At 30.8% G+C, this 25035-nt stretch carries 30 protein-coding genes and 1 pseudogene; all 31 read right to left on the bottom strand.

From position 1 onward, the window contains the following. Nucleotides 1-30 precede the first annotated feature (30 nt). The 31 genes and pseudogenes from rpsB to C3E89_RS08325 all read right to left on the bottom strand — a co-directional run bounded on the left by rpsB (nucleotide 31) and on the right by C3E89_RS08325 (nucleotide 25031). Nucleotides 31-738, bottom strand: a complete 708-nt coding sequence (rpsB, locus tag C3E89_RS08180; protein ID WP_236911950.1) for a 30S ribosomal protein S2 — start codon at nucleotides 736-738, stop codon at nucleotides 31-33. A 151-nt stretch (nucleotides 739-889) separates the two neighbouring features. Next, nucleotides 890-1354 carry a DUF6115 domain-containing protein gene (locus tag C3E89_RS08185; RefSeq protein ID WP_236911951.1) on the bottom strand — a complete coding sequence of 155 codons (465 nt, stop codon included), beginning with the start codon at nucleotides 1352-1354 and terminating at the stop codon, nucleotides 890-892. Nucleotides 1355-1367: 13 nt separating this feature from the next. After that, the gene (locus tag C3E89_RS08190) at nucleotides 1368-1676 is read right to left on the bottom strand and encodes a hypothetical protein (RefSeq protein WP_236911953.1); all 309 of its coding nucleotides are present in this window, start codon (nucleotides 1674-1676) and stop codon (nucleotides 1368-1370) included. Nucleotides 1677-1688: 12 nt separating this feature from the next. Further along, nucleotides 1689-3101: a DUF342 domain-containing protein gene (locus C3E89_RS08195; RefSeq protein ID WP_236911955.1), complete on the bottom strand. Its 1413-nt coding sequence runs from the start codon at nucleotides 3099-3101 to the stop codon at nucleotides 1689-1691. Nucleotides 3102-3116: 15 nt separating this feature from the next. Beyond that, nucleotides 3117-3863 carry a sigma-70 family RNA polymerase sigma factor gene (locus C3E89_RS08200; RefSeq protein WP_236911956.1) on the bottom strand — a complete coding sequence of 249 codons (747 nt, stop codon included), beginning with the start codon at nucleotides 3861-3863 and terminating at the stop codon, nucleotides 3117-3119. Between the two features lie 27 nt (nucleotides 3864-3890). Next, entirely contained in the window at nucleotides 3891-4373 is a 483-nt protein-coding gene (locus C3E89_RS08205) for a chemotaxis protein CheD (RefSeq protein ID WP_236911957.1), read from the bottom strand. A gap of 1 nt (nucleotide 4374) precedes the next feature. After that, nucleotides 4375-4977, bottom strand: coding sequence for a chemotaxis protein CheC (locus C3E89_RS08210; protein WP_236911959.1), 603 nt, complete (start codon nucleotides 4975-4977; stop codon nucleotides 4375-4377). A gap of 14 nt (nucleotides 4978-4991) precedes the next feature. Further along, nucleotides 4992-5423: a chemotaxis protein CheW gene (locus C3E89_RS08215; RefSeq protein ID WP_236911960.1), complete on the bottom strand. Its 432-nt coding sequence runs from the start codon at nucleotides 5421-5423 to the stop codon at nucleotides 4992-4994. 14 nt (nucleotides 5424-5437) lie between these two features. After that, the gene (locus tag C3E89_RS08220) at nucleotides 5438-7456 is read right to left on the bottom strand and encodes a chemotaxis protein CheA (RefSeq protein ID WP_236911962.1); all 2019 of its coding nucleotides are present in this window, start codon (nucleotides 7454-7456) and stop codon (nucleotides 5438-5440) included. A gap of 2 nt (nucleotides 7457-7458) precedes the next feature. Continuing rightward, the gene (locus tag C3E89_RS08225; RefSeq protein WP_236911963.1) at nucleotides 7459-8502 is read right to left on the bottom strand and encodes a protein-glutamate methylesterase/protein-glutamine glutaminase; all 1044 of its coding nucleotides are present in this window, start codon (nucleotides 8500-8502) and stop codon (nucleotides 7459-7461) included. Further along, nucleotides 8503-9168, bottom strand: a complete 666-nt coding sequence (locus tag C3E89_RS08230; RefSeq protein WP_236911966.1) for a flagellar brake protein — start codon at nucleotides 9166-9168, stop codon at nucleotides 8503-8505. Nucleotide 9169: 1 nt separating this feature from the next. Beyond that, complete coding sequence (locus tag C3E89_RS08235) at nucleotides 9170-10069, bottom strand: MinD/ParA family protein (protein WP_236911967.1); 900 nt, start codon at nucleotides 10067-10069, stop codon at nucleotides 9170-9172. A 1-nt stretch (nucleotide 10070) separates the two neighbouring features. Beyond that, on the bottom strand, nucleotides 10071-11147 hold the full coding sequence (locus C3E89_RS08240) for a flagellar biosynthesis protein FlhF (protein WP_236911969.1): 1077 nt from the start codon (nucleotides 11145-11147) through the stop codon (nucleotides 10071-10073). After that, nucleotides 11147-13171, bottom strand: a complete 2025-nt coding sequence (gene flhA / locus C3E89_RS08245) for a flagellar biosynthesis protein FlhA (RefSeq protein ID WP_236911971.1) — start codon at nucleotides 13169-13171, stop codon at nucleotides 11147-11149. Before flhA ends, C3E89_RS08240 begins: the two co-directional genes overlap by 1 nt. Nucleotides 13172-13182: 11 nt before the next feature. After that, entirely contained in the window at nucleotides 13183-14259 is a 1077-nt protein-coding gene (flhB, locus tag C3E89_RS08250) for a flagellar biosynthesis protein FlhB (RefSeq protein WP_236911972.1), read from the bottom strand. A gap of 16 nt (nucleotides 14260-14275) precedes the next feature. Continuing rightward, a complete protein-coding gene (gene fliR, locus C3E89_RS08255; protein ID WP_236911975.1) occupies nucleotides 14276-15055 on the bottom strand; it encodes a flagellar biosynthetic protein FliR in 780 nt (259 codons plus the stop codon). Nucleotides 15056-15068: 13 nt separating this feature from the next. Then, nucleotides 15069-15338 (bottom strand): flagellar biosynthesis protein FliQ, encoded by a 270-nt coding sequence (fliQ, locus tag C3E89_RS08260; RefSeq protein ID WP_236911977.1) that lies wholly within the window; start codon nucleotides 15336-15338, stop codon nucleotides 15069-15071. A gap of 10 nt (nucleotides 15339-15348) precedes the next feature. After that, nucleotides 15349-16095 carry a flagellar type III secretion system pore protein FliP gene (gene fliP / locus C3E89_RS08265; RefSeq protein WP_236911979.1) on the bottom strand — a complete coding sequence of 249 codons (747 nt, stop codon included), beginning with the start codon at nucleotides 16093-16095 and terminating at the stop codon, nucleotides 15349-15351. Then, on the bottom strand, nucleotides 16079-16591 hold the full coding sequence (locus C3E89_RS08270) for a flagellar biosynthetic protein FliO (protein ID WP_236911980.1): 513 nt from the start codon (nucleotides 16589-16591) through the stop codon (nucleotides 16079-16081). Before C3E89_RS08270 ends, fliP begins: the two co-directional genes overlap by 17 nt. 2 nt (nucleotides 16592-16593) lie before the next feature. Beyond that, on the bottom strand, nucleotides 16594-16956 hold the full coding sequence (locus C3E89_RS08275) for a response regulator (protein ID WP_236911982.1): 363 nt from the start codon (nucleotides 16954-16956) through the stop codon (nucleotides 16594-16596). Nucleotides 16957-16986: 30 nt separating this feature from the next. Further along, entirely contained in the window at nucleotides 16987-18102 is a 1116-nt protein-coding gene (gene fliY, locus C3E89_RS08280; protein ID WP_236911984.1) for a flagellar motor switch phosphatase FliY, read from the bottom strand. A 1-nt stretch (nucleotide 18103) separates the two neighbouring features. Further along, complete coding sequence (gene fliM, locus C3E89_RS08285) at nucleotides 18104-19090, bottom strand: flagellar motor switch protein FliM (RefSeq protein ID WP_236911986.1); 987 nt, start codon at nucleotides 19088-19090, stop codon at nucleotides 18104-18106. Between the two features lie 18 nt (nucleotides 19091-19108). Continuing rightward, a complete protein-coding gene (locus C3E89_RS08290) occupies nucleotides 19109-19531 on the bottom strand; it encodes a flagellar basal body-associated FliL family protein (protein ID WP_236911987.1) in 423 nt (140 codons plus the stop codon). 22 nt (nucleotides 19532-19553) lie between these two features. Then, nucleotides 19554-20270, bottom strand: a complete 717-nt coding sequence (locus tag C3E89_RS08295) for an OmpA/MotB family protein (protein ID WP_236911989.1) — start codon at nucleotides 20268-20270, stop codon at nucleotides 19554-19556. Further along, entirely contained in the window at nucleotides 20270-21055 is a 786-nt protein-coding gene (locus C3E89_RS08300) for a flagellar motor protein (protein ID WP_236911991.1), read from the bottom strand. Before C3E89_RS08300 ends, C3E89_RS08295 begins: the two co-directional genes overlap by 1 nt. 3 nt (nucleotides 21056-21058) lie before the next feature. Continuing rightward, entirely contained in the window at nucleotides 21059-21271 is a 213-nt protein-coding gene (locus tag C3E89_RS08305) for a flagellar FlbD family protein (protein WP_236911993.1), read from the bottom strand. 69 nt (nucleotides 21272-21340) lie between these two features. Continuing rightward, entirely contained in the window at nucleotides 21341-22621 is a 1281-nt protein-coding gene (locus tag C3E89_RS08310) for a flagellar hook protein FlgE (RefSeq protein ID WP_236911994.1), read from the bottom strand. A gap of 79 nt (nucleotides 22622-22700) precedes the next feature. After that, nucleotides 22701-23081 (bottom strand): TIGR02530 family flagellar biosynthesis protein, encoded by a 381-nt coding sequence (locus C3E89_RS08315; protein ID WP_236911996.1) that lies wholly within the window; start codon nucleotides 23079-23081, stop codon nucleotides 22701-22703. Between the two features lie 27 nt (nucleotides 23082-23108). Beyond that, nucleotides 23109-23492, bottom strand: a complete 384-nt coding sequence (locus C3E89_RS13440; RefSeq protein ID WP_336512966.1) for a hypothetical protein — start codon at nucleotides 23490-23492, stop codon at nucleotides 23109-23111. Continuing rightward, nucleotides 23472-23612 (bottom strand): annotated as a pseudogene (locus C3E89_RS13445) (flagellar hook capping FlgD N-terminal domain-containing protein); the annotation flags it as partial. The pseudogene C3E89_RS13445 and the gene C3E89_RS13440, both read right to left, overlap by 21 nt. 105 nt (nucleotides 23613-23717) lie before the next feature. Continuing rightward, on the bottom strand, nucleotides 23718-25031 hold the full coding sequence (locus C3E89_RS08325) for a flagellar hook-length control protein FliK (protein ID WP_236912000.1): 1314 nt from the start codon (nucleotides 25029-25031) through the stop codon (nucleotides 23718-23720). Nucleotides 25032-25035 lie beyond the last annotated feature (4 nt).

Genomic DNA, 25035 nt, shown 5'->3' on the forward strand with positions numbered 1-25035 from the left:
AGTATATCCCTTTAAACCCTTACCCTTTTCTTATTCTTCCACGTCTACTATCTGTTCTCCTTGTTTCCCTTCTAAAACAGCATTTGCCATAGTCTCAGTTAACAATTTTACTGCTCTAATAGCATCATCGTTTCCAGGTATTACATAGTCAATCTCATCTGGGTCACAGTTTGTATCTACAATAGCTACAACTGGAATTCCTAATATCTTAGCCTCATTTACAGCTATCCTTTCTTTTCTAGGATCTACTACAAATAAAGCATCTGGAATTCTATCCATATCTTTTATTCCACCTAAGAATTTTTCAAGTCTTTCTCTTTCATGATTAAGTTGAATTACCTCTTTCTTAGGTAAAACATCGAATATTCCCTCTTCTTCCATCTTGCCTAGCTCATGAAGTCTATCGATTCTTTTTCTAATAGTCTTATAGTTGGTCAACATTCCACCAAGCCATCTTTGATTTACATAATGCATACCGCATCTTTTAGCTTCAGCCTCTATTGCTTCTTGAGCTTGTTTTTTTGTACCTACAAAAAGAACTTCCCCACCTTCAGCGGCAACTTCTTTCACAAAATTATAAGCTACCTCAACCATTTTAACAGTCTTTTGAAGGTCTATAATGTAAATACCATTTCTTTCTGTAAAAATGTACTCTGCCATCTTTGGGTTCCATCTTCTTGTCTGATGTCCAAAGTGAACTCCTGCTTCTAATAAACCTTTCATTGTAATAACTGACATATCTAATTCACCTCCATGTTTTATTCCTCCATCTTCTTCATGTATTTAAGGAACCGTTTAGGGCACAACCTTAAATATCAGAAGATGTGTGTAATCACTTTAGTAGTATAACATATACAAGATCATTAATCAATGTTTATGATCAATATTTTTAATTAATACTAGACCACATTTTTATTATTATATCCACTTCCCTAACACCTTTATTTAATTTTTTAGCAATTTGTTCATTGGATAAACCTTGCTCCTTTAATTGAAAAATTCTTCTATTTATTTCTTTGTTGCTAATATTATCTTCCTTTGAATCATCTAATATATTTTTTCTATTTTGATTTAAAGTATTATTACTACTATAGTTATACCTTTCCACGTATTCTTTATCCGTTATACTTAAATGTTTTTTTTGATAAGTTTCTAAATTATTTAAACTAGTTTCTATTAAGTCATCAAAACTATTAAATATATTTTCCATAGCACTAGAACAATATTTTACATCTTCATGAATCAATAGGATTTCCTCATAAAGTTCCTTTTCTTCTTTTGAAATATTATTTATAATTATTAGAGAAACAACAATACATAATAAACCTACAATATTAAGTATAATCGACAGCATATAATCCACCTACTTAAATCTTTATATCTATATTTCCGCCTAATCTTGATCTATCCTTATTTTTTCTCTTCTTATTTTCCCTATCTTGCTCACTATTATCCTTACTATTTTTTGATTCCCTTCTTTTTTCTGCATCAATTCTTAAATTTTCAGTTTTACTTGTATTTCTTACTTTTTTAATATTATGTTTAATCTGCTTATCTTGCTGTACAAAACCCTGCTCCATTTGAATTTTAACCCTATCATTTTCTACTTGTCTTGCCTTAGATACCTCTTGAGATTTAGAAATTGTATTTATATAGTCAATAGGTCTAATTGACATTTATAATCACTCCTAATAGGGGCCCACTCTAATCTCACCCTCTTCTCTATAAAAAGAACACCTTTTCATTTCATCCCTTACAGTCATAGTACTATTTCCTATTATAATTCTTACGCCAGGATATATAGTATCTGAAACTTTTATGCGTCCTCTTGAAAGTTTATCAATCTTATCCTTTGTTATTCTGTACTCTTCTTTAAATTTTTTCAATTCACCTAGTAAGCTGTTTTTTGTTTTTAGTAATTTTATATACATTTCAGCTTTCTTTTCATCTAATCTATTTACATTCTTTAATTTATCTAGCAAATTCAAAGATTTAACAACCTTATCTAAATTTTCTTCTAATTGATCTATCTGTTTTTTTAAATCTTCATTTCTTTCTTTTACTTCTGGATCTACACCTACTTCTAAAATAGTTTTTGTAGCCATAGATGAGCCAATAGTCCTAGCATGAATCTCCTTTCCAGCTCGACAAATCCCTCCAACTATTAGACCCCGCTTACCAATAAGAACGATATTGTCCTTGCTATAAATATGACTATGCATAATAGCTTCAGCAGTAACAGTGCCTCCTGAATTTATTACTGAGTTCTCGATAAATCTGGTTGTAATATGGCCTTTAGTTTTTACAGTTAGCTTATTATATCCTTGTATACCTTGTCTAACTATAACATCTCCAGTGTTTTCAATATATCCGCCTTCAATTACCCCCTTAATTCTTACATCTCCATCTGCTTTAACTTGGAATCCATTTAAAACACTTCCATTAACTATAACTGTTCCATTGAAATAGATATTACCTACTTTATTATCTACATTCTCCACTTCAAATACATCGAGGACAATGACCTTATTGCCTTTTAATTCAACAAGTCCATCTTTATCAGCAACTAAGGCGGTTCCATTATCTAATAGTTTAACATTTTTTCCGTATCTTAAAACAGGGGTTTTCCCTCTCTTATATGGTATTACTTGTCCAGTTACTTTATATCCATTTTTACCTTCCCTTGGAGGTATCAATTCAGCTAAAACATCACCTTTTCTTACATTATTAACAATATTTAATTCCCTATAATTTACAGTTCCATCTTGTAATATCTTAGGTACTAGCTTTTTATCTAAATCAAAATTATATTTTACATGTCCATCCTTACCATTAATAGGTAAAATCCCTTCTGCAATACAAACTTTATTATTATAATATCCGTTTGACAATAAGATCCTTAACTCTTCTTCATTTAAACCTACCTTTAAAATATCTTTCACTTCTTCAATAATCTTTTCTATTGGTTTTTCATCTAATTCATAATCTAGGATGTCTTGATTAATGCTAAAACTATCCTTTTTATCATCTATCAATGTAATATAACCTTTTAATCCATCTTTAGAAATTTCGATTATTATATTTGGGGAGATTTTATACATATTATTGCCTCCTAATCAGTTCTCATAGATTCCTAGTTTTTTCAGCTTATTCTTAATATTTAATATTGCCTTACTATGTATCTGAGAAATTCTAGATTCTGATAATTCCATAATATGCCCAATTTCCTTATAGGTTAGTTCTTCATAATAATATAGAGAAATTACTATTTTTTCGTTATCCTTCAATTCATCAATTATTCTACCGAGAGTTTCTATTATCTCCTTTTTTTCAAAAATATCTTCTGGTGTATTTATATCCTTATCATTATTTATATAATATTCACCTTTATTTACAAGCAAATCCTCCAATGAAGCAATGTTAAAATTTGTTGTATCAGCAAGAATAGACTCTAATTCATTTACAGATATACATAAAAAATCTGATAATTCTTCCTTGGTTGGAGTTCTTCCTAATTTGTTTTCTAAACTAATCATACCATTTTGAATATCTTTTGATTTTTTTCTTAATGTTCTAGGGATCCAATCAAGTTTCCTTATATTATCAATAATAGTGCCTTTTATCCTTATCTGAGCATAGGTTTCAAACTTAATATTTTTACTTATATCAAAGCGTTCAATACTATCTATTAAACCCATAACTCCAAAACCAACTAAATCTTCGTATTCTATTTTGCTTCCATAGAAATTATACATCCTACCTGCAACTATTTTAACTAAACCAATATATTCTTCTATAAGTAATTGTCGTATATTTCTATCTTTAGTTCTAGCATACTTTCTCCATAGTTCATCTGTCTTCATTCTAATTACTTACCTCCCTATGGAACATTAAATAATCTTAACTCCATGGCCAATTGTTTTTACTAGTAAAGATCCATCTTCTGCATTTAATTCTATGGTTCTACCATAGTTACCCCCAGTATCTTCAGATATAATATCAATATTTAACTCCTTTAATTTCATCTTCGTTGCTAAAACATTTCTCTCTCCTATTTTTAAAACACTGCTATTATTGTTAAATGAAAACATTTGAGAGCCCCCTGCTATTTTAGCAGTGATATATTTTTTTACAGCCCCTTCCTCCACCATCATATTTATTAACAAATCTATTCCAGTATCAACAAATTTAGATTTGTTTTCGTTGTTTCTAATCTCATTACTTGAAGGCAACATAACATGGGCTAACCCAGCAATTTTATTATATCTATCATACAAAGCTATCCCTACGCAAGAACCCAAACCAAGAGTTGTCAAAATCCCAGGAGCTTTTACAGTATTTAAATCCGCCATACCAACTTTGATTTTTTTCATATTATAAAACTCCTAAACTAGATAGTATTTTTTCAAAAGAATCCATATCGGGTAATAAGAACAAATTCCCATGAACAAAATTTTCCCCTTCTTCAAAAATAGTTTCTATAAACAATACCTGATCCGCTATAAGACCAAACTGTATTGCAGGCACAGATAGAATTGCACCCGCCATATCAACTGCTAAAGATGGAACTGAAACGGTTATTTTTAAATCTGTTAAAGAACTTAAGGAGTTTACATAGGAAGATGCTAATATATTACCTACTTCTGATAAGGCAGACATAGCTATATCGTCAAGTTCGTTATCCTCTCTACTTAATAGCATATTTGTTAAATTAAGGGCAGAATTTAAATCTAGTATAAACATAATATTCCCTTCTATATCACTACCTAAATTTAAATATATTCCTACAACTAGTTTCTCTTCTCCTCCTAACATTTCAGCTACGTCATTAAATTCCATAATCCGCACCTTAGGTACTTTCATATCAATCCTTTTTGCCAACATACTAGCAAGTGCTGTTACAGCATTTCCAGACCCTATATTTCCAATTTCCTTTAGTACATCTATCATCACACAATTTAAATTATCCACATCCATGATCTTATGCTCCCTTAATATTCTAGAATTTTGTCTAATTTTAGTAATATAATCAATTTCCCTGAAGCCTTCCCAATCCCACTAATATACTCAATATATTGATTTCCTTCAGTATATGGAGGCTTGTCTATGTTTTCCTTATCTATTTCTAAAACTTCAGAAGATGAATCCACTACTAACCCGGCAACAATTTCATTTTCAGTAACAACAATAATCCTAGAATTTTCACCTTCATCACTTTGGTCCATTCCTAATTTTGTTTTTAAGCTTACTATAGGAATTACCTCACCTCTTAAATTTATTACCCCATTTATGTAATTAGGTGCATTGGGAATTCTCGTTGCTTGTCCGATTTTTTCAATAGATAAAACGCTATTTATAGGAACTCCATAATATTCCTGGTTCAATTTGAAAATTACATATTTATTTTCTCCATCGGAAGACATAATAGACCACCCCTCTATATTATTGAATTAATATCTAGTATTAAGGATACATTACCATTTCCTAATATGGTTGCTCCAGATAAATAGTTAATATTTGATAAATATTTACCCAAAGGTTTTATAACTATTTCCTGCTGACCTATTAAATTATCCACCAATAAAGCTGCCTGTTTTTCTCCTTTTCTAACTACCACTACTAAATATTCATCATTAGAGTTGATAAATTCTAATCCCATTAATTGATGTAATTTAATCATAGGAATGGTTTTCCCTCTATAAAGAATTATATCTTGTCCCTGAATATTTCTAATACTATCTTTATTTATACTGGTTATCTCTGTAATAGAACTTAAAGGTATAGCATATATCTCATTTTCTAATTTTATTAATAAAGCCTGTATAATAGCCAGAGTCAATGGTATCCTTATAATAAATCTAGTCCCAACATTGGCTTCACTTTCTATCTCAATAGACCCATTAATCGATTCAATTTTGCTTTTTACAACATCTAATCCTACTCCCCTTCCTGATACATCAGATACTTCATCTGATGTACTGAAGCCTGGTTCAAACAATAAAGTTTTAATCTCTTCTTCTGATAATAAATCTGCTTCTTGAGAAGTGATTATTTCCTTTTCTATAGCCTTTCTTTTAACTCCTTCAATATCTATTCCGCCACCATCATCAAAAACTTCAACTACAACGTTGTTGCCATCAGGAAAAGCTTTCAAAATTACAGTCCCTTCTTTAGGCTTACCTAAGTTAACTCTTTTCTCAGGGGTTTCAATTCCATGATCAATAGAATTTCTTATTATATGGATTAATGGATCGCCTATTTCATCTATTACAGTTCTATCTACCTCAGTATCTTCACCATACATTTGAAGATTTATTTTTTTATTTAATTCTTTAGACAAATCTCTTACCATACGTGGAAATCTATTAAAAACCCTTTCTATTGGAACCATACGGACCTTCATAACTGCATCATGCAGACTGGTAGTGATTCTTTCAAGATATTCAATGGCCTCATTCATATTTTCTTTATTGGATATATCACTCAAATCGTCCATTCTAGTCTTAATTATTATTAGCTCGCTGACTAAATTCATTAAATTATCTAATCGATCAATGTCTACTCTAACTGTTTTGCCAATTTTATTTTCCCTAGTAGATATTGTAGCCTTATTGCCATTCTTCATTGGCTCATTCTTAATTGGCTCATTCTTATTTTTTTCAAGATTTTCAGTTTCTTTAACTAAAACCGGCTTAGCTTTCACTGTTTCCACATCATCGATGATGGATATATGAATTTGTTCTATCTCTGATATGCTATTTAACTCATCTCTTAATTTTCCCTCATCAACTTCAGAAATAAAAACCATAGAAAAACTGAGATCAAATTTTTCATCTTCTATATCTTCCGCAGAAGGGTTAGAGTAGATTATATCACCTAGAGATTCTAAAGTATTAAAGATTATAAAAGCCCTAGCAGATTTTAACATACATTTTGGGCTTAGTTCTATTTCAATATTGAATATATTTAATCCATTTGTTTTAGCTTGATTTATTATGTTTAACACATATTGATTTAAAGAAGTTTCCTTATCTTTTCCTACACTTTTATCATCTTCTCTAGCTCCATTGTTGTTTAATATCATCTTTAATTTTTCTACAAGATCATAATGATCTTCCTTATCTTCATTTCCAGTAACAGCAATTTGATTAACAGAGTAATCAAGCACATCAAAACATTCGAATATAATATCGATTACATCCGTAGTCAATTCTACATCCTTATTACGAATACCATCTAATACATTTTCCATTTCATGAGTTAAACTAGCCATATTGACAAATCCCATGGTACCAGACATGCCTTTTAAAGTATGAGCTACCCTAAATAACTCATTTATTAAAGAAGTATTAGATTTATCTTTTTCCAATTCCAATAAAGCTTCATTCATATTTTGTAAATGTTCTTTTGCTTCTTCTACAAATAAATTTAAATATTGATTTAAGTCTAAATCCATTACTACACCCCCACCCTACTCATTATTTCATGAGCTATATTGTTTAAAGGAACTACTTTGTCGATATGCTTAGTATTTATAGCAGACTTAGGCATTCCAAAAACTACCGATGATTCTTTGTCTTGTGCTATTGTATAACCTTTTGACTTTTTTATTTTAATAATTCCGTTAGAACCATCAGAACCCATACCAGTTAATATTACGCCTACTTTCTTTATATCATCTATCTTAGCAACAGATTCCATTAGCACATCAACAGAAGGCCTTAAACCTTTTATAACTGGTTTTTTATTTAATTGAATGAAATAACCAGATTCTTTTTGAATTACTTCCATATGAAAATCTCCCGGTGCAATATAACAATGTCCTTTTTTTAATCTATCGCCTTCTTCGCCTTCCTTTACTTTAATCTTTGATAGACTATTTAATCTATCAGCTAATGATTTAGTAAAATTTGGAGGCATATGTTGTACTACAACAATAGAACCATTGATATTTTTAGGCAATAGAGGTAGAACTTCCTTTAATGCTCTAGGTCCTCCTGTAGAAGTACCTATTACAATTAAATATTCAAAACTATCTCCAATATCTTTATCAATAACAGGATTAATAGCTATAGGTTTAATTGTAGACTTTTTGATACATTTAATATTAGATTTTGCTGACACTTTGATTTTATTTATCATGTCAACTTTTGTTGCTTTACCACTTAAGCTAAAAATATTTTTTGGTTTCTCTATAAAGTCAATAGCTCCCTTTTCTAAAGCTTCTAAAGTTAATGCAGCATCTTTTTGAGTCAAGTTACTAACCACGATTACAGGTATACTGTAATTATTAACTATATTTTCCAAAGTTGTAATGCCATTCATTACTGGCATCTCAATATCAAGGGTAATAATATCAGGTTTTAATAGGGGAATCTTTTCTAAAGCCTCTATCCCATTTTTAGCTTCTCCTATTACAACAATTTCATTATCTTCATTCAATATATCTTTTAATATTTTCCTTGCAAATGGCGAATCATCAACTATTAATACTCTTATCAATTAGATCAATCCTTTTTCTCTTAACAATCGTTGTTTTAAAAATATAAATTGAATTATTTTATCTCTATCTTTTTCGTCTAATCCTACGAATTTTATCCCTAAACCATAACTATAGTCAAAAGTATCTACTTTTTCTATTCTTACCACACTACCTTTTACTTCAATTTGCCTTTCTTCTATATTGAATTGACATGATACAATGTCTCCAACTTCATGTTGATAATTTGAATATAGCTTTAATCCTCCACCGCTTATATCCTTTGTCCTACATTCTTCTGAAATAGTTTTTTGTTCATGATCCTCTTTAATGGTAAACTTTTTAATTACTGGGATATTAACGGAAAGCCTATAAAACCCTCTTAATTGGAACCTTTTAATATTAGATATTTTTTGTAATATTAGAGTATAAATTTTTTCATATTCTCTCTTCAATACTTTAGCTTTAAAAGAATATCTTCCTTTATTTTCTATAATGTAACTAACCTCAATTATCTCATCCTTATGTATCAAAATTATTTCACTTTTATAAATAGGTCCGCTAACAACGATAATTTGTTTATCCAAAATATCCAGAACCTGGCTTGGATAAACATTTCCTTTTTTTGTATTTGTTCTTATAAGCTCAATCCTGTCCCCGATATTAAATGTGTTTTGCTCCTTTATCATATCAGCTACCACCTCTTCCAAAAAGCAGGTTTTTAAATTTTTGAGTAAAACTAATATATTCTTCTTGATGGTTATTATCATCCGAATCTATAAACCTTAACGCCATAATATTTATCTTTTTAGATAAAGTCGACTTAGGGTTAGATATAATAAAAGGTGTTTGTTCCTTTACAGCCTTATTAACAATACTATTTCTCTCTAGGTATCCTAAAAAATGTAATTTCACTTTTAGGAAACTATTTGATGCCATATCCAATTTATTAAAAGTATCCGTAGCTTCCTTCCTACCGCTGACAATGTTAGTAACTATATTTAGTTTACCTCTATAACCATTATTTGTCAAAGTCTTTATCATAGTATAAGCATCCATTACTGAAGTAGGATCAGAAGTGGTTATAAGTATAACCTCATCTGCTGCCATAACAAAATTTATAACTGTATTTGATATTCCTGCTCCTGTATCAATAATAATGTAATCAGTTAAATATTCTAACCTTTCTATCTCCACTAATAACCTTTGAATATTTTTATCATCCATTATTGATAATTCTTGTAAACCAGAACCACCAGAAATGAATTTTATTCCCTCTGGTCCATGACTAATAATTTCATGAATATCTATATTCCTAGCTATTAAATCTGCGATAGTATATTTTATATTTGTTCCTGTTATTATTTCTATATTAGCTAATCCTAAATCCGCATCTAAAACTAATACCCTATATCCTAGTCGTTTTATGGAAATAGCTAAATTAACGGCAAAGTTAGTTTTTCCAACACCTCCTTTTCCACTAGTAATAGCCAATACTTTCGCTTTGTTTTTACTTTGTTGAGAAGATTTAACTCCATTACCAACCTTCTCACGCATTAATTCCCTAAGTTTCTCAGCTTGATCTTTCATGTTAAATCTCCCCTATCAGATGGCAAGCTACCTTTTCTTTATCTAGGATTTCAATGTCATCCGGAACATTTTGCCCAGTAGTTATATAAGAAACTGGATTTTGGGTTAAAAATTTTGCATTCAATATATTGCCTAAACCTTCACTTTCATCAATCTTAGTAAAAATAATTTTATAATCCTTAATAAAACTATAATGGTTTATAATTGATTTTAAAGTACTATAGTCTGTAGTACCACTTAAAACTAAAAAGACCTCTTTATTCTTGATAGAATCTATAATTTTAAATATCTCATCATTTTCATCTATATCTCTATGATTTCTGCCAGCAGTATCAACAAATACAATATCCTTATCTTTAAAAGTAACTAGAGTTTTATACATATCTGATTCATTATAAATAACCTCTAAAGGCAGTTGTAATATATCGCTATAAGCTTTTAGTTGGTCAATAGCAGCAATCCTATAAGTATCAGATGTGACAAGCCCTATATCATATTTTTTTTTCATGACTAACTGAGCTGCAATTTTAGCTAATGTTGTTGTTTTCCCAACTCCTGTAGGGCCAACAAAAAATATTATTTTTTGATAGGGATTATCCAAATTTAACGGTTTTACCTGACCTATATATTCCATAAGGGTCTGTTTTATTATTCCTTTAACTATGGCACTATCCTTATTGTTAAAATCTACCTGCTCATTTAATTTTTTCAATATGGAGGTGGCAGTAATATATTCTACTCCATTTTCTATTAGTTTGCTCCTATAGCTATCGAGTTCTGTTGGAATTTCTATATCTTTTTCTTTAACATCAGTAGAAATTTGATTAATCATATTTCTTAAAACAATTAATTCTCTATTGATATTTACAAGATTATCCTCATGAATATTTTTTAAATCTAAAGGATCATTTTTCTCATATGCAGCAGTAATTTCCACTAAAGGTTTCTTAAAAATCCCTAATAACCCTTTCTGTTTAATAGTTCTTGTGTTCAGTACAACAGCTTCTGATCCAAGTTCTTTCTTTAACTTAGTCATAGCTTCATGGGTTGTATTACCTATATACTTTTTCACTTTCATTATAAATTCACCATCCCAACAGACTGAACTTCTACCGATGGTTCAATTTCGTTATAGGATAGAACAATTAAATCTCTAGTTAATTGTTCTGTTAAACGTTTAAAATATAACCTAACTATTGGAGCAGTTAAAATAATTGGTTGTTCGCCAATAGTAGTTAGTTTCTGCACCGTTCTTAAAGTATTATTTAATATTCTTTGGGCTGTATTAGGTTCTAAAGATAAATAGGAACCAGTTTCTGTTTTGTTTATGGAATTCATAATAACTTCTTCAACCTCGCTGTCTAAAGTTACTACATTCAACGCACTATTTTCAACATATTTATTTGTTATATAACCCGATAATTTTTGTCTAACATATTCAGTCAATAAATCTGTATCCCTAGTCACATTACCATAGTCAGCTAGAGTTTCTAAAATAGTAACCATATCCCTTATGCTTATTTGTTCCTTAAGTAAGTTAGACAGTACTTTCTGGACTTCTCCAATTGATAACAACTTAGGCACTACTTCGTCAACTACAGCTGGATATTCATCCTTTACATTGTCTATAAGTAGCTTTACATCCTGTCTACCGATTAAATCATATGCTCTTTCCTTTATTACTTCTGTTAGATGTGTAGCAATTACAGAAGGAGGATCTACCACCGTATAACCAAATATTTCTGCCTTTTCCCTTTCGCTATCAGTTATCCATTTAGCAGGTAGTCCAAAAGCTGGTTCAATAGTCTCAATGCCCTCTATACCTCCTTCTCCTGTACCAGGATCCATTGCTAAATAGTGATCAAAATAAACTTCCCCCTCAGATACTTTAACCCCCTTTATCTTTATTACATATTCATTGGGATTTAATTGTATATTATCTCTTAATCGAACAATAGGAACGATTAAACCTAGCTCCATAGCAATCTGCCTTCGTATCATTACTATTCTATCTAGCAAGTCTCCTCCTTGATTCACATCGGCTAGCGGTATTAGTCCATAACCAAATTCCAGTTCTATATCATCAACTTTTAACAAACCTAGTACATTTTCTGGCTTCCTGAGTTCTTCAGCTGCTGATATTTCTTCTTCTGGTTCTTCTATTTCTTCTTGAACTTCTTTTCCCATTAAATATCCTAAAAAGATAAAAATAGAACCCAGTATTAAATAAGTCATAGTCGGTAAAGTAGTAAAAATGCCTAAAAGAATTATTACTCCGCCTATTACATATAGTAATTTTGAGTTATTTCCAAATAACTGTTCAATTAAGTCTTGTCCTAAATTGGTTTCTGAAGCAGCTCTGGTAACTACTAAACCGGTAGCTGTAGAGATCAACAATGCAGGTATTTGACTCACTAATCCATCTCCAACTGTTAGTAGGCTATATTTTTGGACAGCTTCATTGATTGGCATCCCCGAAATTACACCAATTATTAAACCTGCAACAATATTAATAATAGTAATAATAATACCCGCTATAGCATCCCCTTTAACAAATTTCGTAGCCCCATCCATTGCACCATAAAAATCTGCATACCTTTGAACATCCTTTCTCCTTTTCCTAGCTTCTTGTTCAGTAATCAAACCAGAATTTAAGTCAGCATCAATGGCCATTTGTTTCCCTGGCATTGCATCTAAAGTAAACCTAGCTGATACTTCAGCTACCCTTTCTGCTCCTTTAGTGATAACAACAAACTGTATTACAACAATTATTAAAAATATAATAAATCCAACTACCAAATTATTCTGTATAACAAACTTTCCAAAAGTCTCTACTACTTTTCCTGCATCTGCATTAGTTAAAATTCCTCTAGTAGTAGATATATTTAATGCTAGCCTATAAAGAGTTGCAATTAGAAGTAAAGATGGAAATATGGAAATTTCTAACACATCTTTTGAATACATTGCAATTAATAAAATAAGTAAAGAAAGAGCTATATTAATACTTAACAAAACACTTAATAAACCATTAGGTATTGGTATTATTATTATTAAAACAATACCTATAATACCTAGAGCTACAATAATATCACCAAATTTCATTATCTTTCCTCCTAATAATTATCCTTTAAACTATATACATATGCCAGCACTTCAGCCACTGCTTCATATAACTCTTCTGGTATTAAACTTCCAATTTCCACTGTATCATATAAAGCCTTTGCTAATGGTCTATTCTCAACCATTGGGATAGAATGTTCTTTACCTACCTTTTTAATATTCTCTGCAATTAAGTCTACTCCTTTAGCTAATACATAAGGTGCTTCATATAAATCCCTGTCATATTTTATTGCAATAGCTATATGAGTAGGGTTTGTAATAATTACATCGGCCTTTGGTACATCCTGAATCATTCTCGACATGGCAATTCTTCTCTGCTTTTCTCTAATCTTCGATTTGATTAATGGATCCCCTTCTGTTTGCTTGTATTCCTCTTTTACTTCCTGCTTTGTCATCATTAAATTTTTCTCATGCTCCCACCACTGAAATAGATAATCTAAAAAAGCTATACATGCTAATACACCTATAATTCTAATAGAAAAACTAAATATTAAACCTGAAAAATTGCTAAGCATAGTAGGTAATTCTAATTTCTGAAGATGTATTATCTTGGTTAAATTTTTATCGATGAAAGAATAAGCTGTATAACCAATTAAAAGAATTTTTAAAATAGACTTTACTAATTCTATTAAGGCCCTTTTTGAAAATAATCGTTTAAAACCTTCTATAGGACTTATTCTATTCAATTTAACCTTCAATGGTTTTGTAGTAAATAAGAATCCTACCTGTAAGTAATTAATAATAAGTCCAGCGATAAAGGATAGAAATATTATGGGAGCCACTATTATTAAAAAGGCAGAAAGAATTTTAATAAAATTTGTCATTAAATTGTTTTCGTAAAAAAGTTCATCAATGTTTTCGATTGTACTATAAACATCTATCATAAATTTTCTTAAGAAATTTATTAAATATCTACCAAATATCTTTAATCCTAGAAAAGCTATCAATAGTATAAAAGTAGAATTTACTTCTTTACTCTGTAGAACCTGGCCTTCTTCCCTTGCATCCTTCCGTTTTTTAGGTGTAGGCTTTTCTGTTTTTTCCGCCTCTGCAAATAGCTGTAGATTCATTATTAACTCCATATTATCAACCTTTTACAAAAGAATTTAAAAAATTATAAATCTCTTCAACTGTATTATTAAATAAACCAGTGGTAATTGAATAAAATATTGGAATAGATAGACCTATTATTATCAAACCTATCAAAATCTTTAATGGTAGTCCCACAACAAAAACATTCATCTGTGGAATAGTTCTGGCCATAATCCCTAATAGTAGATCAGTTAAAAATATAGTCCCAACAATTGGTGCACTTAATTTAAAGCCAGTTATAAAGGATTTTGATAGAATATCTACCAAATAAAATCCAGTGTCTAATTTAAAAGTAAACCCTCCAATGGAAATAAATTTATAACTATCAATTAATCCATTTATAATTACATGATGACCATTAATGGTTAAAAAAAGTAAAAATGCTAATATGTAATAAAAATTCCCCATTAAGGGAACCTGAACTCTATGCTGTGGATCGATAACATTTACCATTCCAAAACCGATTTTCATATCAATAATCTGCCCCATCACATAGAAAGTAGAAAAAAAAGCATAACTTATAAACCCTATTATAAGTCCTACCATCAATTCTTTAATTACTAATACTGTAAAAGTGGTTTCTACTATATTAGGTTCTATATCTAAAGATAGTGTCAGAAGTATTGACAGCATAAAAGAAAAACCAACTTTTAAAATATTAGGTATATTTTGCGAACTAAAAAAAGGTGAAACAACGAATATTCCAGAAGTTCGAATTAGAATTAGCAGGAATATTTCATATTTAGCCAATAACAAATCTAAAATATTTCCCATATTTAACACCTATCTATTGTATATATAAATTAATATTAGTAAGTAAATTGCTAGTAAATTGGGTAATTACTTTAAGTATCCAAGGCCCAAATATTACTAAAGATAGAAGAACTGCAACTATCTTAGGAACAAAAGCCAATGTAGCCTCTTGGATCTGAGTTATAGCTTGAATAATACTTACTATCAATCCAACTACTAAACTAAATAGCAACATGGGTGCTGACACCATCAATATTGTTCTTATAGCATCCTGGGCCAATTTTAATACATCCCCTTGACTCATTTCATCACTCCTATTTAAAACCAAGTACCAAAGACTTAACTATCAAATTCCATCCATCTACCAATACAAATAATAATATTTTAAAAGGTAAAGATATTATTACTGGCGGCAACATCATCATACCCATTGACATCAAAGTGCTTGATACAACCATATCTATTACTAAAAATGGAATATAGATTACAAAGCCAATTTGGAAAGCAGTTTTTAATTCACTAATTATAAAGGCCGGTATTAATACATGATTAGGAATATCTTCTAAACTGCTAACCCCTTCCAGTTTCTTCATATTTAGAAATAGGCTAAGATCCTTGTCCCTTGTCTGCTTAAACATAAATTGTCGAATAGGTTCTAACGCTCTTTCCAAAGCCACTTCTTGGTTTATTTCTTCTTTTAGATAAGGTTGTATTGCCTCTTGGTTAATTTGTCCTCCTATTGGTGCCATTATGAAAAAAGTCAAAAACAAGGCTAGTCCTATTATAACCTGATTTGGTGGCGTTTGTTGAAGCCCTAATGCATTCCTTATAAAAGAAAGAACGATTATCAATCTAGTAAAGCTGGTCATCATTACTAAAATAGATGGTGCTAATGTAAGCACAGTTAATAGAAACAAAATTTGCAAAGAAAAAACATAATCTTGGGGCTCATTACTAGAAAATCTATCAATTAAGGATAGATTCGGTTGAGCATAACTTATTTCTCCTATTAGCATAACTATTAAAATAACCAATAAAAATACTTTAGTTGTTTTTTTCATTATCTCCGTCTTCCTTATCAATATCTTTAATAGGTTTCTCAAACATTTTTTTTATATTTGAATTAATTATATTAAAATAATCAAAATTTTTGAAATAACTGCTCCTATATTTATGCAGCTGATCTTCGAAATCTAACCCCTTATTAAATTCCTCTCTTGAAACTTTATTTAGTACTTCTACATTGTTGTTAGTTATAGCTAATATATAAATTATTTTATTAATATCTACAATTACTATTTTAAAATTTGTTCCTAAATTCAAAATATCTAAAATTTGAATATATTTACTACTAACAAACCTTTTTGAATTTTTAGCAATAAATCTGGTACCGTATATTGTAATTATCAAAACTAATATAGTTATAAAAATATAAAATACAAGCTTAAATAAAGTTTTTCCTAAGCTATAATCATCAGCTCCTGCTGCAAAACTAGGAGAACATATTAATAATATGAGGATTAAAGTATAGAAAATAATTTTTCTACGGGTTTTCATCTCTAACTCAAAGCCTTCTTTACAGCCTCTATCACTCTCTCATGTTGAAATGGCTTTACAATAAAATCCTTTGCCCCAGCTTGAATAGCTTCAATAACCATAGCTTGTTGTCCCATGGCAGAGCACATTATTATTTTTGAATTAGGATCAATACCTTTAATCTCTTTTACAGCTTGAATTCCATCCATTTCTGGCATAGTAATATCCATAATAACTAATTCGGGATTTAATTCTTTGTATTTTTCAACTGCATTTATACCATTGTCAGCCTCTCCTACTACATCATAACCATTTTTTGTTAGTATATCTTTGATCATCATTCTCATAAACGAAGCGTCATCAACAATTAATATTCCCTTTGCCATATTAATTCCTCCCTTTTTTATTTCAATATATCAACCACCATAGCTATTATTAACATCGGTTATTCTTACTCCAAAATTATCATCGATAACTACTACTTCACCTTTTGCGATAAACTTTCCATTTGCATAGATATCTAGTGGTTCTCCAACTAACTTATCCAGCTCAATAACTGTACCTGGCCCATATTCTAAAATTTCACTAATCTTTTTGATGGTTCTACCCAGCTCAGCAGTTAGCTCTACAGGAATATCACCTACAAGATCGATAGATTCATTATAACTAACACCAACATCAGTGTCAAAAGCTTCGAACTCCGGTTTTTTGATAACTACATGATCTTTTTTCTCTTTTTTATTTTGATTGTTGATTTTTGACGTTTTTTCTTCAACTTTATTCGAAAAGTCCTCCTCAATGTCGTCAATAAAACTAATATCTTCATCAACACTATAGCTCTCCACATCACTCTCGGAATCAGAACTAACCATAAGATTTTCTACCATCTCTTGTCCAAAATCTATAGGTATTAACTGCATGATTTCACTATCGATTAAATCTTCAACTATCATCTTAAAGGATACTTTTATTATAGGTGCAGAAGTCTTTAACACATCTAGTTTTTCTCTTCCCTCACTAAAAGTTATCTCATAAGATTTTGGCGGTTCTATATCTATTTTCTTTGAAAATATTTCCGATAATGAGGTGGCAGATGAACCCATCATTTGATTCATTACTTCAGAAATAGCACTTAAATCCAATTCTGTTAATTCTCTTTCAGTATCGATTTTATCCTTCCCCATCATTATATCAGCAATTATTTTAACATCATCAACATTGATCATTAAAATATTGGAACCTTCTAGCCCTTCCCTGTACCTAACATCAACTGCCACAAAAGGAATTGGATATTCATATGATAATTCCCCAGCTGTAGTTACTTCTACATTAGGAGTAGTTATAGTAACTTTTCTATTCAATAAGGTTGACAATGTAGTTGCTGCAGTCCCCATACTTATATTACCTATTTCTCCTAATGTATCCTTTTCTATTTCAGAAATCCCTTGTTCCTTTGTATATTCATCGTTTAAATCTTCCGTTCCTTTTAAAAGAAGATCTATCTCTTCTTGAGAAAGCATATCTTTATCCATGTTAATAATCACCATCCTTTGCAACATTTGCTATTTTAACTGCCATCTTTTTTTTGGTAACACCAATATCTCCTAAAAATTTCACATTTGACCCTATTCTGACTTTTGCTTTATCATCGGCGCTTGTATCTAACCTAATAACATCTCCATTTTGTAAAGTCAGTATATCTTTTACACTAACTATCGTTGAACCCAATTCTACCTTCACTGGTACTCTTGTATCTAGCATTCTCTTTTTTATAATCATTAACTCTTTCTCTGATAACTCTTTTTGTGTGGTTGAAAACCAAAATCTAGTGCTTAATTTATCAAGAATTGGTTCTATTACTAGATAAGGTATACATACATTTAACATTCCTTCCATTTGTCCAACCTCTAAATTTAGAGTAACTAGAGCTATAGTTTCATTATGAGGTACTATCTGAGCAAATTGTGGGTTTACTTCAATTTTATCCAATCTAGGTTTCAAATCAATTACATTGCTCCAAGCTTCTTTTATTAAAGACATTGCCTTATCCATCATTCCTTCTAATAAAGTAAGCTCTATCTCAGTAAAAGCCCTCAATTCTTGTTCCTTAGTACCATCTCCACCTAAAAGTCTATCAATCATTGAAAAGACTATATTAGTAGAAATATCTAGAAGTATTTGACCACTTAAAGGTTCGAAATCTATAATACTCAAAAAAGCAGGATTAGAGATAGCATTACTAAATTCACTATATGCAAATTGGTCTACTGTCAATATAGAGATCTTAACCGGTGCTCTTAAATATCCCGATAGAAATGTTTGAAACAACCTGCCAAAATTTTCATGAATTATCTCTAAAGTCCTGAGCTGATCCTTTGCAATTTTCTGTGGATTTTTAAAATCATATTTTTTTACCTTCTTTGAACTTTCTACTTCTTTTATATCTTGAACATCAACTTCTCCAGAACTAAGCGCATGAAGTAGGGCGTCAATTTCATTTTGAGATAATACTTCTGCCAATTGCCTCTCCCTCCCTCATTACTGAATAATTAAATCATTAAAATAAATATTTGTAATAGTATTGTCGTGAAAAAGATTTACTAAGCTTTCCTTTATTTCTTTTTGTAATGCTATTTGTCCCTCTTCACCTTGAATTTCATCCTCAGTTTTATTTCTAATAATCTTATTTACATCGTCTCTAATCAAAAATTGTTTTTCAGTTAATGTCTCTAAAGTCTTTTTATTACCAGTTTCAATGGTAATCTTTACTTTCATAATCTTTTTGCTATCCTTTATATTACAATACATATCTTCTAATGTTAGATTAAATGTTTCTGCCTGGTTCCCATTAGAATTATTACTATTATTCCTATAGTATGTTATACCTAGAACAGCACCAAGAATTGCAAATATGATTACCAATATTAAAATTATTACTAATATAATATTTCTATTATTCATAATTTCATCTCATTCCCTTCTACTATGGTTCCATTTCTTCAAAGGAAGACCTAAGAATTACAATGTCCACTCTTCTATTTTTCTGTTTGTTTTCAGCAGTGTCATTGGGAGCAATTGGCCTATAGTAACTATACCCTGAAGAAGAAATTCTGCTTCCATCTATTCCTTTTTCCTCCACAAGAAATCTTAATACATTAGTTGCTCTTGTTGACGATAGTTCCCAGTTAGTTGGAAATTCAGATAAGTTACCTGTTGGTACCGTATCTGTATGACCTTCTACTTTAATCAATCTATTGCTAAATTCCTCCTTATTCAATACTTCTGCAATAGAGCTTAATATCTCAATGGACTCCGGCCTTAAACTCGCCCTTCCAGAATCAAACAATACTTTATCCATAAATCTAATTACCAATCCTCTCTCTTCTATAGAAAGTACAATCTCAGATCCAAGTCCAATACTCTCTGCATACTCTTCCAACAAATCTTTTAAACTCTCTAATTCATTCTCTAATGTATCTTCTAAAGGCTCTAAATTTTCATCTAATTCCAAGGTAGTGCCATTATTTAATGCTCCTGTCCCACCATCAAAACTACTCATAATACTTCTAAACTTCTGAGCATCTATTTCAGAAAAGGAAAATAAAAGCACAAAGAAGGCTAATAATAAAGTTACCATATCACTATATGTTGTAAGCCAATTGCCTGTATTATTTTCACTTGCCCTTCTTCCTCGCCTCATTATATTACCTCTCTCTCCAGCTGATTCTTATAATTCTTTCTCATTTCCGGTGGAATAAAGGTCTTTAATTTTTCTTCAATTATCCTTGGATTTTCTCCTGCTTGGATTGACAATAATCCTTCAACAGTTAACTCTTTTACTAGTACTTCCGATTTGCTCCTTATCTTTAATTTTCGCGCTAAAGGTAAAAAAACTACATTAGCTAAAATTGAACCATAAAATGTTGTAACTAATGCAACGGACATATTAGGCCCAATCATACTAGGGTCATCTAAATGTTTCAACATATTTATTAATCCAATTAAAGTACCTATCATACCAAAAGCAGGCGCATATGTACCCATGGTTTCGAAAATACTTTGACCGTCCATATGTCTTTCTTCTAAGAAGGTTAGCTCTGTTTCTAGTATGTTTCTTACCAGCTCTGGATCGGTTCCATCTACTATTAACATAATTCCTTTTTGTAAAAAATCATCCTGTAATTCTTCTGCATACTCTTCTAGAGCTAAAAGGCCTTCCTTCCTAGCTATATTGGCTAAATTTATAATCTCTTCTATTACCTCATCTGGTGAGGTTTCCTTATAAGAGAAGGCCTTCTTAATCACTCTCGAAGTGTTTAGGAAGTTTTTAAGAGGGAAGCTAGCTAAAGTAGAAGCTATAGTTCCACCCAGTACGATTATTATAGATGGAATATGTATATAAGAATCTATCTGCCCAGATGTTAGAATACCTCCTATTATAAAAACAACACCGAGAAGGAGACCAAGTACTGTTGATATATCCAATTGCTACACCTCTTTCTTTTCAGCTCTTCTTTTATATTCAATGACTTTTGCTTTATAAGCAACTACTTTTTCTATTATTTGATCTACCGGTTCAACTACCACTATTTTCTGCCCCGTCGTCAATGTAATTACTGTATCTGGGGTTTCCTCAACAAATTGAATCAAATCGCTATTTACAACGAATTCTTTCCCATTTAACCTTTTTACCTTTATCATCTATAATCCCACCTTTTATATAAGGCTTAGGAGGGGGATGTTCTCCCCTACTCCCATTATCCTATAAGATTATCTTTTCATGTTTACAAGTTCCTGCAACATCTCATCAGAAGTGGTAATTATCCTAGAATTTGCTTGAAATCCCCTTTGGGTAGTAATCATATCGGTAAATTCCATAGATAAATCTACATTGGACATCTCCAAAGTCCCTGGGGCTATAGCTCCATAACCACCACTTGCTGCAGTTCCATATTGAGGTTCTCCAGAGTTCCTAGTATCAACAAAGAAGTTCCCCCCAATTTTCTGTAACCCCATGGAGTTGTCAAACTTAGCTAGCATTAACTGTCCTAAAGCCTTTCTTTCACCATTGGTAAATATCCCTACAACTACCCCTTTATCATCAATAGCATAACCCTCCAATTTTCCTGAGGAATTGCCATCTGCGTAAGGTTTAGCGTCCATGTCATTAGCGTACTGATTTAGTTTTGAGAAGTCAATTTTAATAGCATTGTTATCATCATCACCAAATCTAACTCCTTTTTTTGTAATAATTAAATCGGCTTCCTTATCGGAATCAACAGCTAGTTTACCATTTTCATCAAATTTTAGTGTTATATCTATATCTTGCGCAGGATCCATTACGCTATCATCAGCATGGTCTTTTACATTATTAATAGTTACATTCCATTCGTTTACATTTGTTTTTTCAAATTTAAAACTGACCGTATATGAATTCCCTAAGCTATCTTTTATTATGGTATCCGTTATGTGTATACCATTTTCAGGATCATCCTCATTATATATTGGTGTCCTAGAGTCCAAATTCCCCCTAAGTTCAATATCTTTCGTAGTTGTTGCTGCCACAGTTTCAGTTCTATTAACCCTAATCCCACCTATTTCAGAAGTTATCTCCCCATCTCCATCTGCCAAATACCCTAATACCTTATATCCATCGGCAGTAACTAAATTTCCATCCCTATCCAATGTAAAATTACCGGCTCTTGTATAGAATCTATTTTCAAAATTAGTATCGTCGGAGACTACAAAGAACCCTTCTCCATCTATCATTAAATCTTCAGGATTGTCTGTTCTTTGGGCTGGCCCTTTAGTGTGAATAGTGCTTATAGCACCAATATTTACACCTAGTCCTATCTGCTGAGGGTTTGTTCCTCCTCGACCGCCTTGTGGAGCACTAGCTCCTCTTATCACTTGACTAAATACCTCTTGAAAAGTCATAGTACCTCTCTTATAGCCAATAGTATTTACATTTGCTATATTATTACCTATAACATCCATCTTGTTTTGATGTACTCTCAATCCTGATACTCCTGAGTACATAGATCGCATCATACTAATTCCCTCCCATTATTTGGGCAGATATATATCCTCTGTCAGTCGGATATATATATAACCTCCTATAAAGGTCCGGCTATACGATAACTGCCCCATCTATATTAGTAAATACATTGTCCTTTAATTGTTCTTTATTAACTGTTGTAATTACCGTTTTATTTTTAATACTTGCTATAAAAACTTTATCTCCCATAAGGATTAAAGCGTCTTTTACACCTTTTTCTTCAGCTTTATTGAAACCAGATTTTAGTCTTTTAATTTCCTCATTGCTTAAAGTCATATCCCTATGATCCATTCTGTTTATAGCATGTTTAGAGAATTTAATTTCATCATCTCTATTTTGAATTTGTTGTAATACCGATTCAAAATTCTTGCTAGGCAAATTCTTGTTTCTAACAATTGGTTGAGATGAGTTAATAAGTTGGTTCTCCAACCTTTTGATTTGTAAATTATTCATAATTACCATCCCTATCCTAAGAAGACTTTAATTGTCCTCTTCTAATTCTAAATCCTCTAACCCTTCTATTGCCGTTATTAGTCCTATATATGCATTTTCTATTTCTGCATTTGTTGCATTTTCATTTTCTACTACTGCTTTTGCAGTTGTAAGAGCAGCCTGAAGGGTTTTCCAAGTTTCTTCAGTATAGCTTTCTTCCCTTAATCTTTCAACTATTTCAATCTTTGTTTTTAATTCTTCTTTGTCCACTGGCTCTGGTTCTATGTCTAAATAGCTTTCCATAGCCTTTCTAATATTAGTAATTTCCTTTAGAATGGCAACATTAGCTTGTATTTGATTTAAATTTAAATTATCCATAGAATCTAGTACTTCTTCACTAAGTTTTTCAACATTTTTATTTAGATTCTGCATCTGTTCCAAAGAAGAAAATTGAGCTAATTGAGCGATGAATTCTCTATCCTCTATAGGACTTAATGGATCTTGATTAGCTAGTTGGGTTGTTAAAAGCCTTAAAAAAGCATCTTTGTCTAAATCATTATTATGGCTATCCCCAACCTTTTTATCATCTTTTTTATCGTCAAATTTATATATATATTCTAAATCATCGTAATTGTTTACTTTCAATATTTCACCTCCTTATGCAAATAGATTTAATTGGCCTTCGTGGTAATTTCTTTGAATAGTTCCTGTTGAACTTTCATCGTAGGCTTTAATTTCTTTAAATCCATTATTTTTGATCTTTAGTTTTGATGGTCTTTTGTTCAAGTTAAATTCACGTCTATTTTCTCTTTCAAAATCTTCATTGGTTCCAACAAATACTTCGAAGGTCTTTATTTCTAACCCATTCTCCTTCATTTCTTCTTTAAATTGAAATAAATTTGCTTCTATTAATTCCTTTGTCCTATAATTATCTACCAATACTTTAGCTAAAAGTTCTCCCTTTTCCATCTCCATTTTTAGGACAAGTTCTCCTAAAATTTCAGGCTTTAATTTAATTCTTATCTCTTGTTTGTCATCATCAACTATTAATTTTGCCTTTTCCACTACCTGATCAAATACCGCCTTATTATCTATTTCTTGAAACTCTATATTTTGAATTTCTGGATCGGCTTTTAGTGTATTTTCGTTATAAATTTGCAAAATTGGACTTTCTATCAGTGTATTTGTCTCCGTATTTTCTACATTCGTTTCGACTGCTGGTTCCTTAATATTTTCGGTATTGGATTCATTCTTGCTAGGAAATTCTTCTGCCATATTAGTCATTTCATCAGGTTTAATTTCTTCAGATTGTCCATAGCTTATTTCTTCAATGCTCCTATCCTTTTCTAATTTTAATGGTTCTTTGTTTGTATATTCTGTTTTACCATCAATTCTTGGTCTTATAGATTGAAAGATTTCCTTTAATTCATTAAAATTATCTTCAAGTTCATCCAGACATTCCTTTATTAATTCTTTATCTACTTCTACTTTGTTTCCCGTTAATAGTTCTAGGTGTTCAATACTGTCAAATATTTCTAAAATATTTTTTTGGTCTTCATTAGTAAATATAAGTTGCTTTTGGTTTAATAACTCTTCTAAAACAGTAGACAATTGTTTAAGCTCAATATTTAGAGTCTCCAAATCTATTTTACTTATTTTTTCTGTTGATGAACTTAAGCCTAGAAGTAACTTATAAATTGAGTCAAAAAGAGAAATTGCTTCTTCTAACCCATCTTTAATTTTATTTAGTTTTTCATCATCCTTTGTATCTAATTCATTTTCCGTTACTTTTTCTTCTTTAGTAAATTGAGTCTTACTACTTTGATTTTTTATTGCATCACTATCACTAATTTCTTTGCCTTCAAGAATTTTTGAAAAATCCTTATCGTTGCATTTTCTAACTCTATTAGAATTGGAAAAGTTAATGTCTGTTTTTTGAAGTTCATTTACTAAAATAGTTAAACCGGTCAATTCT

Origin of the sequence: Clostridium sp. Cult1, from assembly GCF_021655095.1 — a bacterium.
Classification (GTDB): domain Bacteria; phylum Bacillota; class Clostridia; order Tissierellales; family Tepidimicrobiaceae; genus Schnuerera.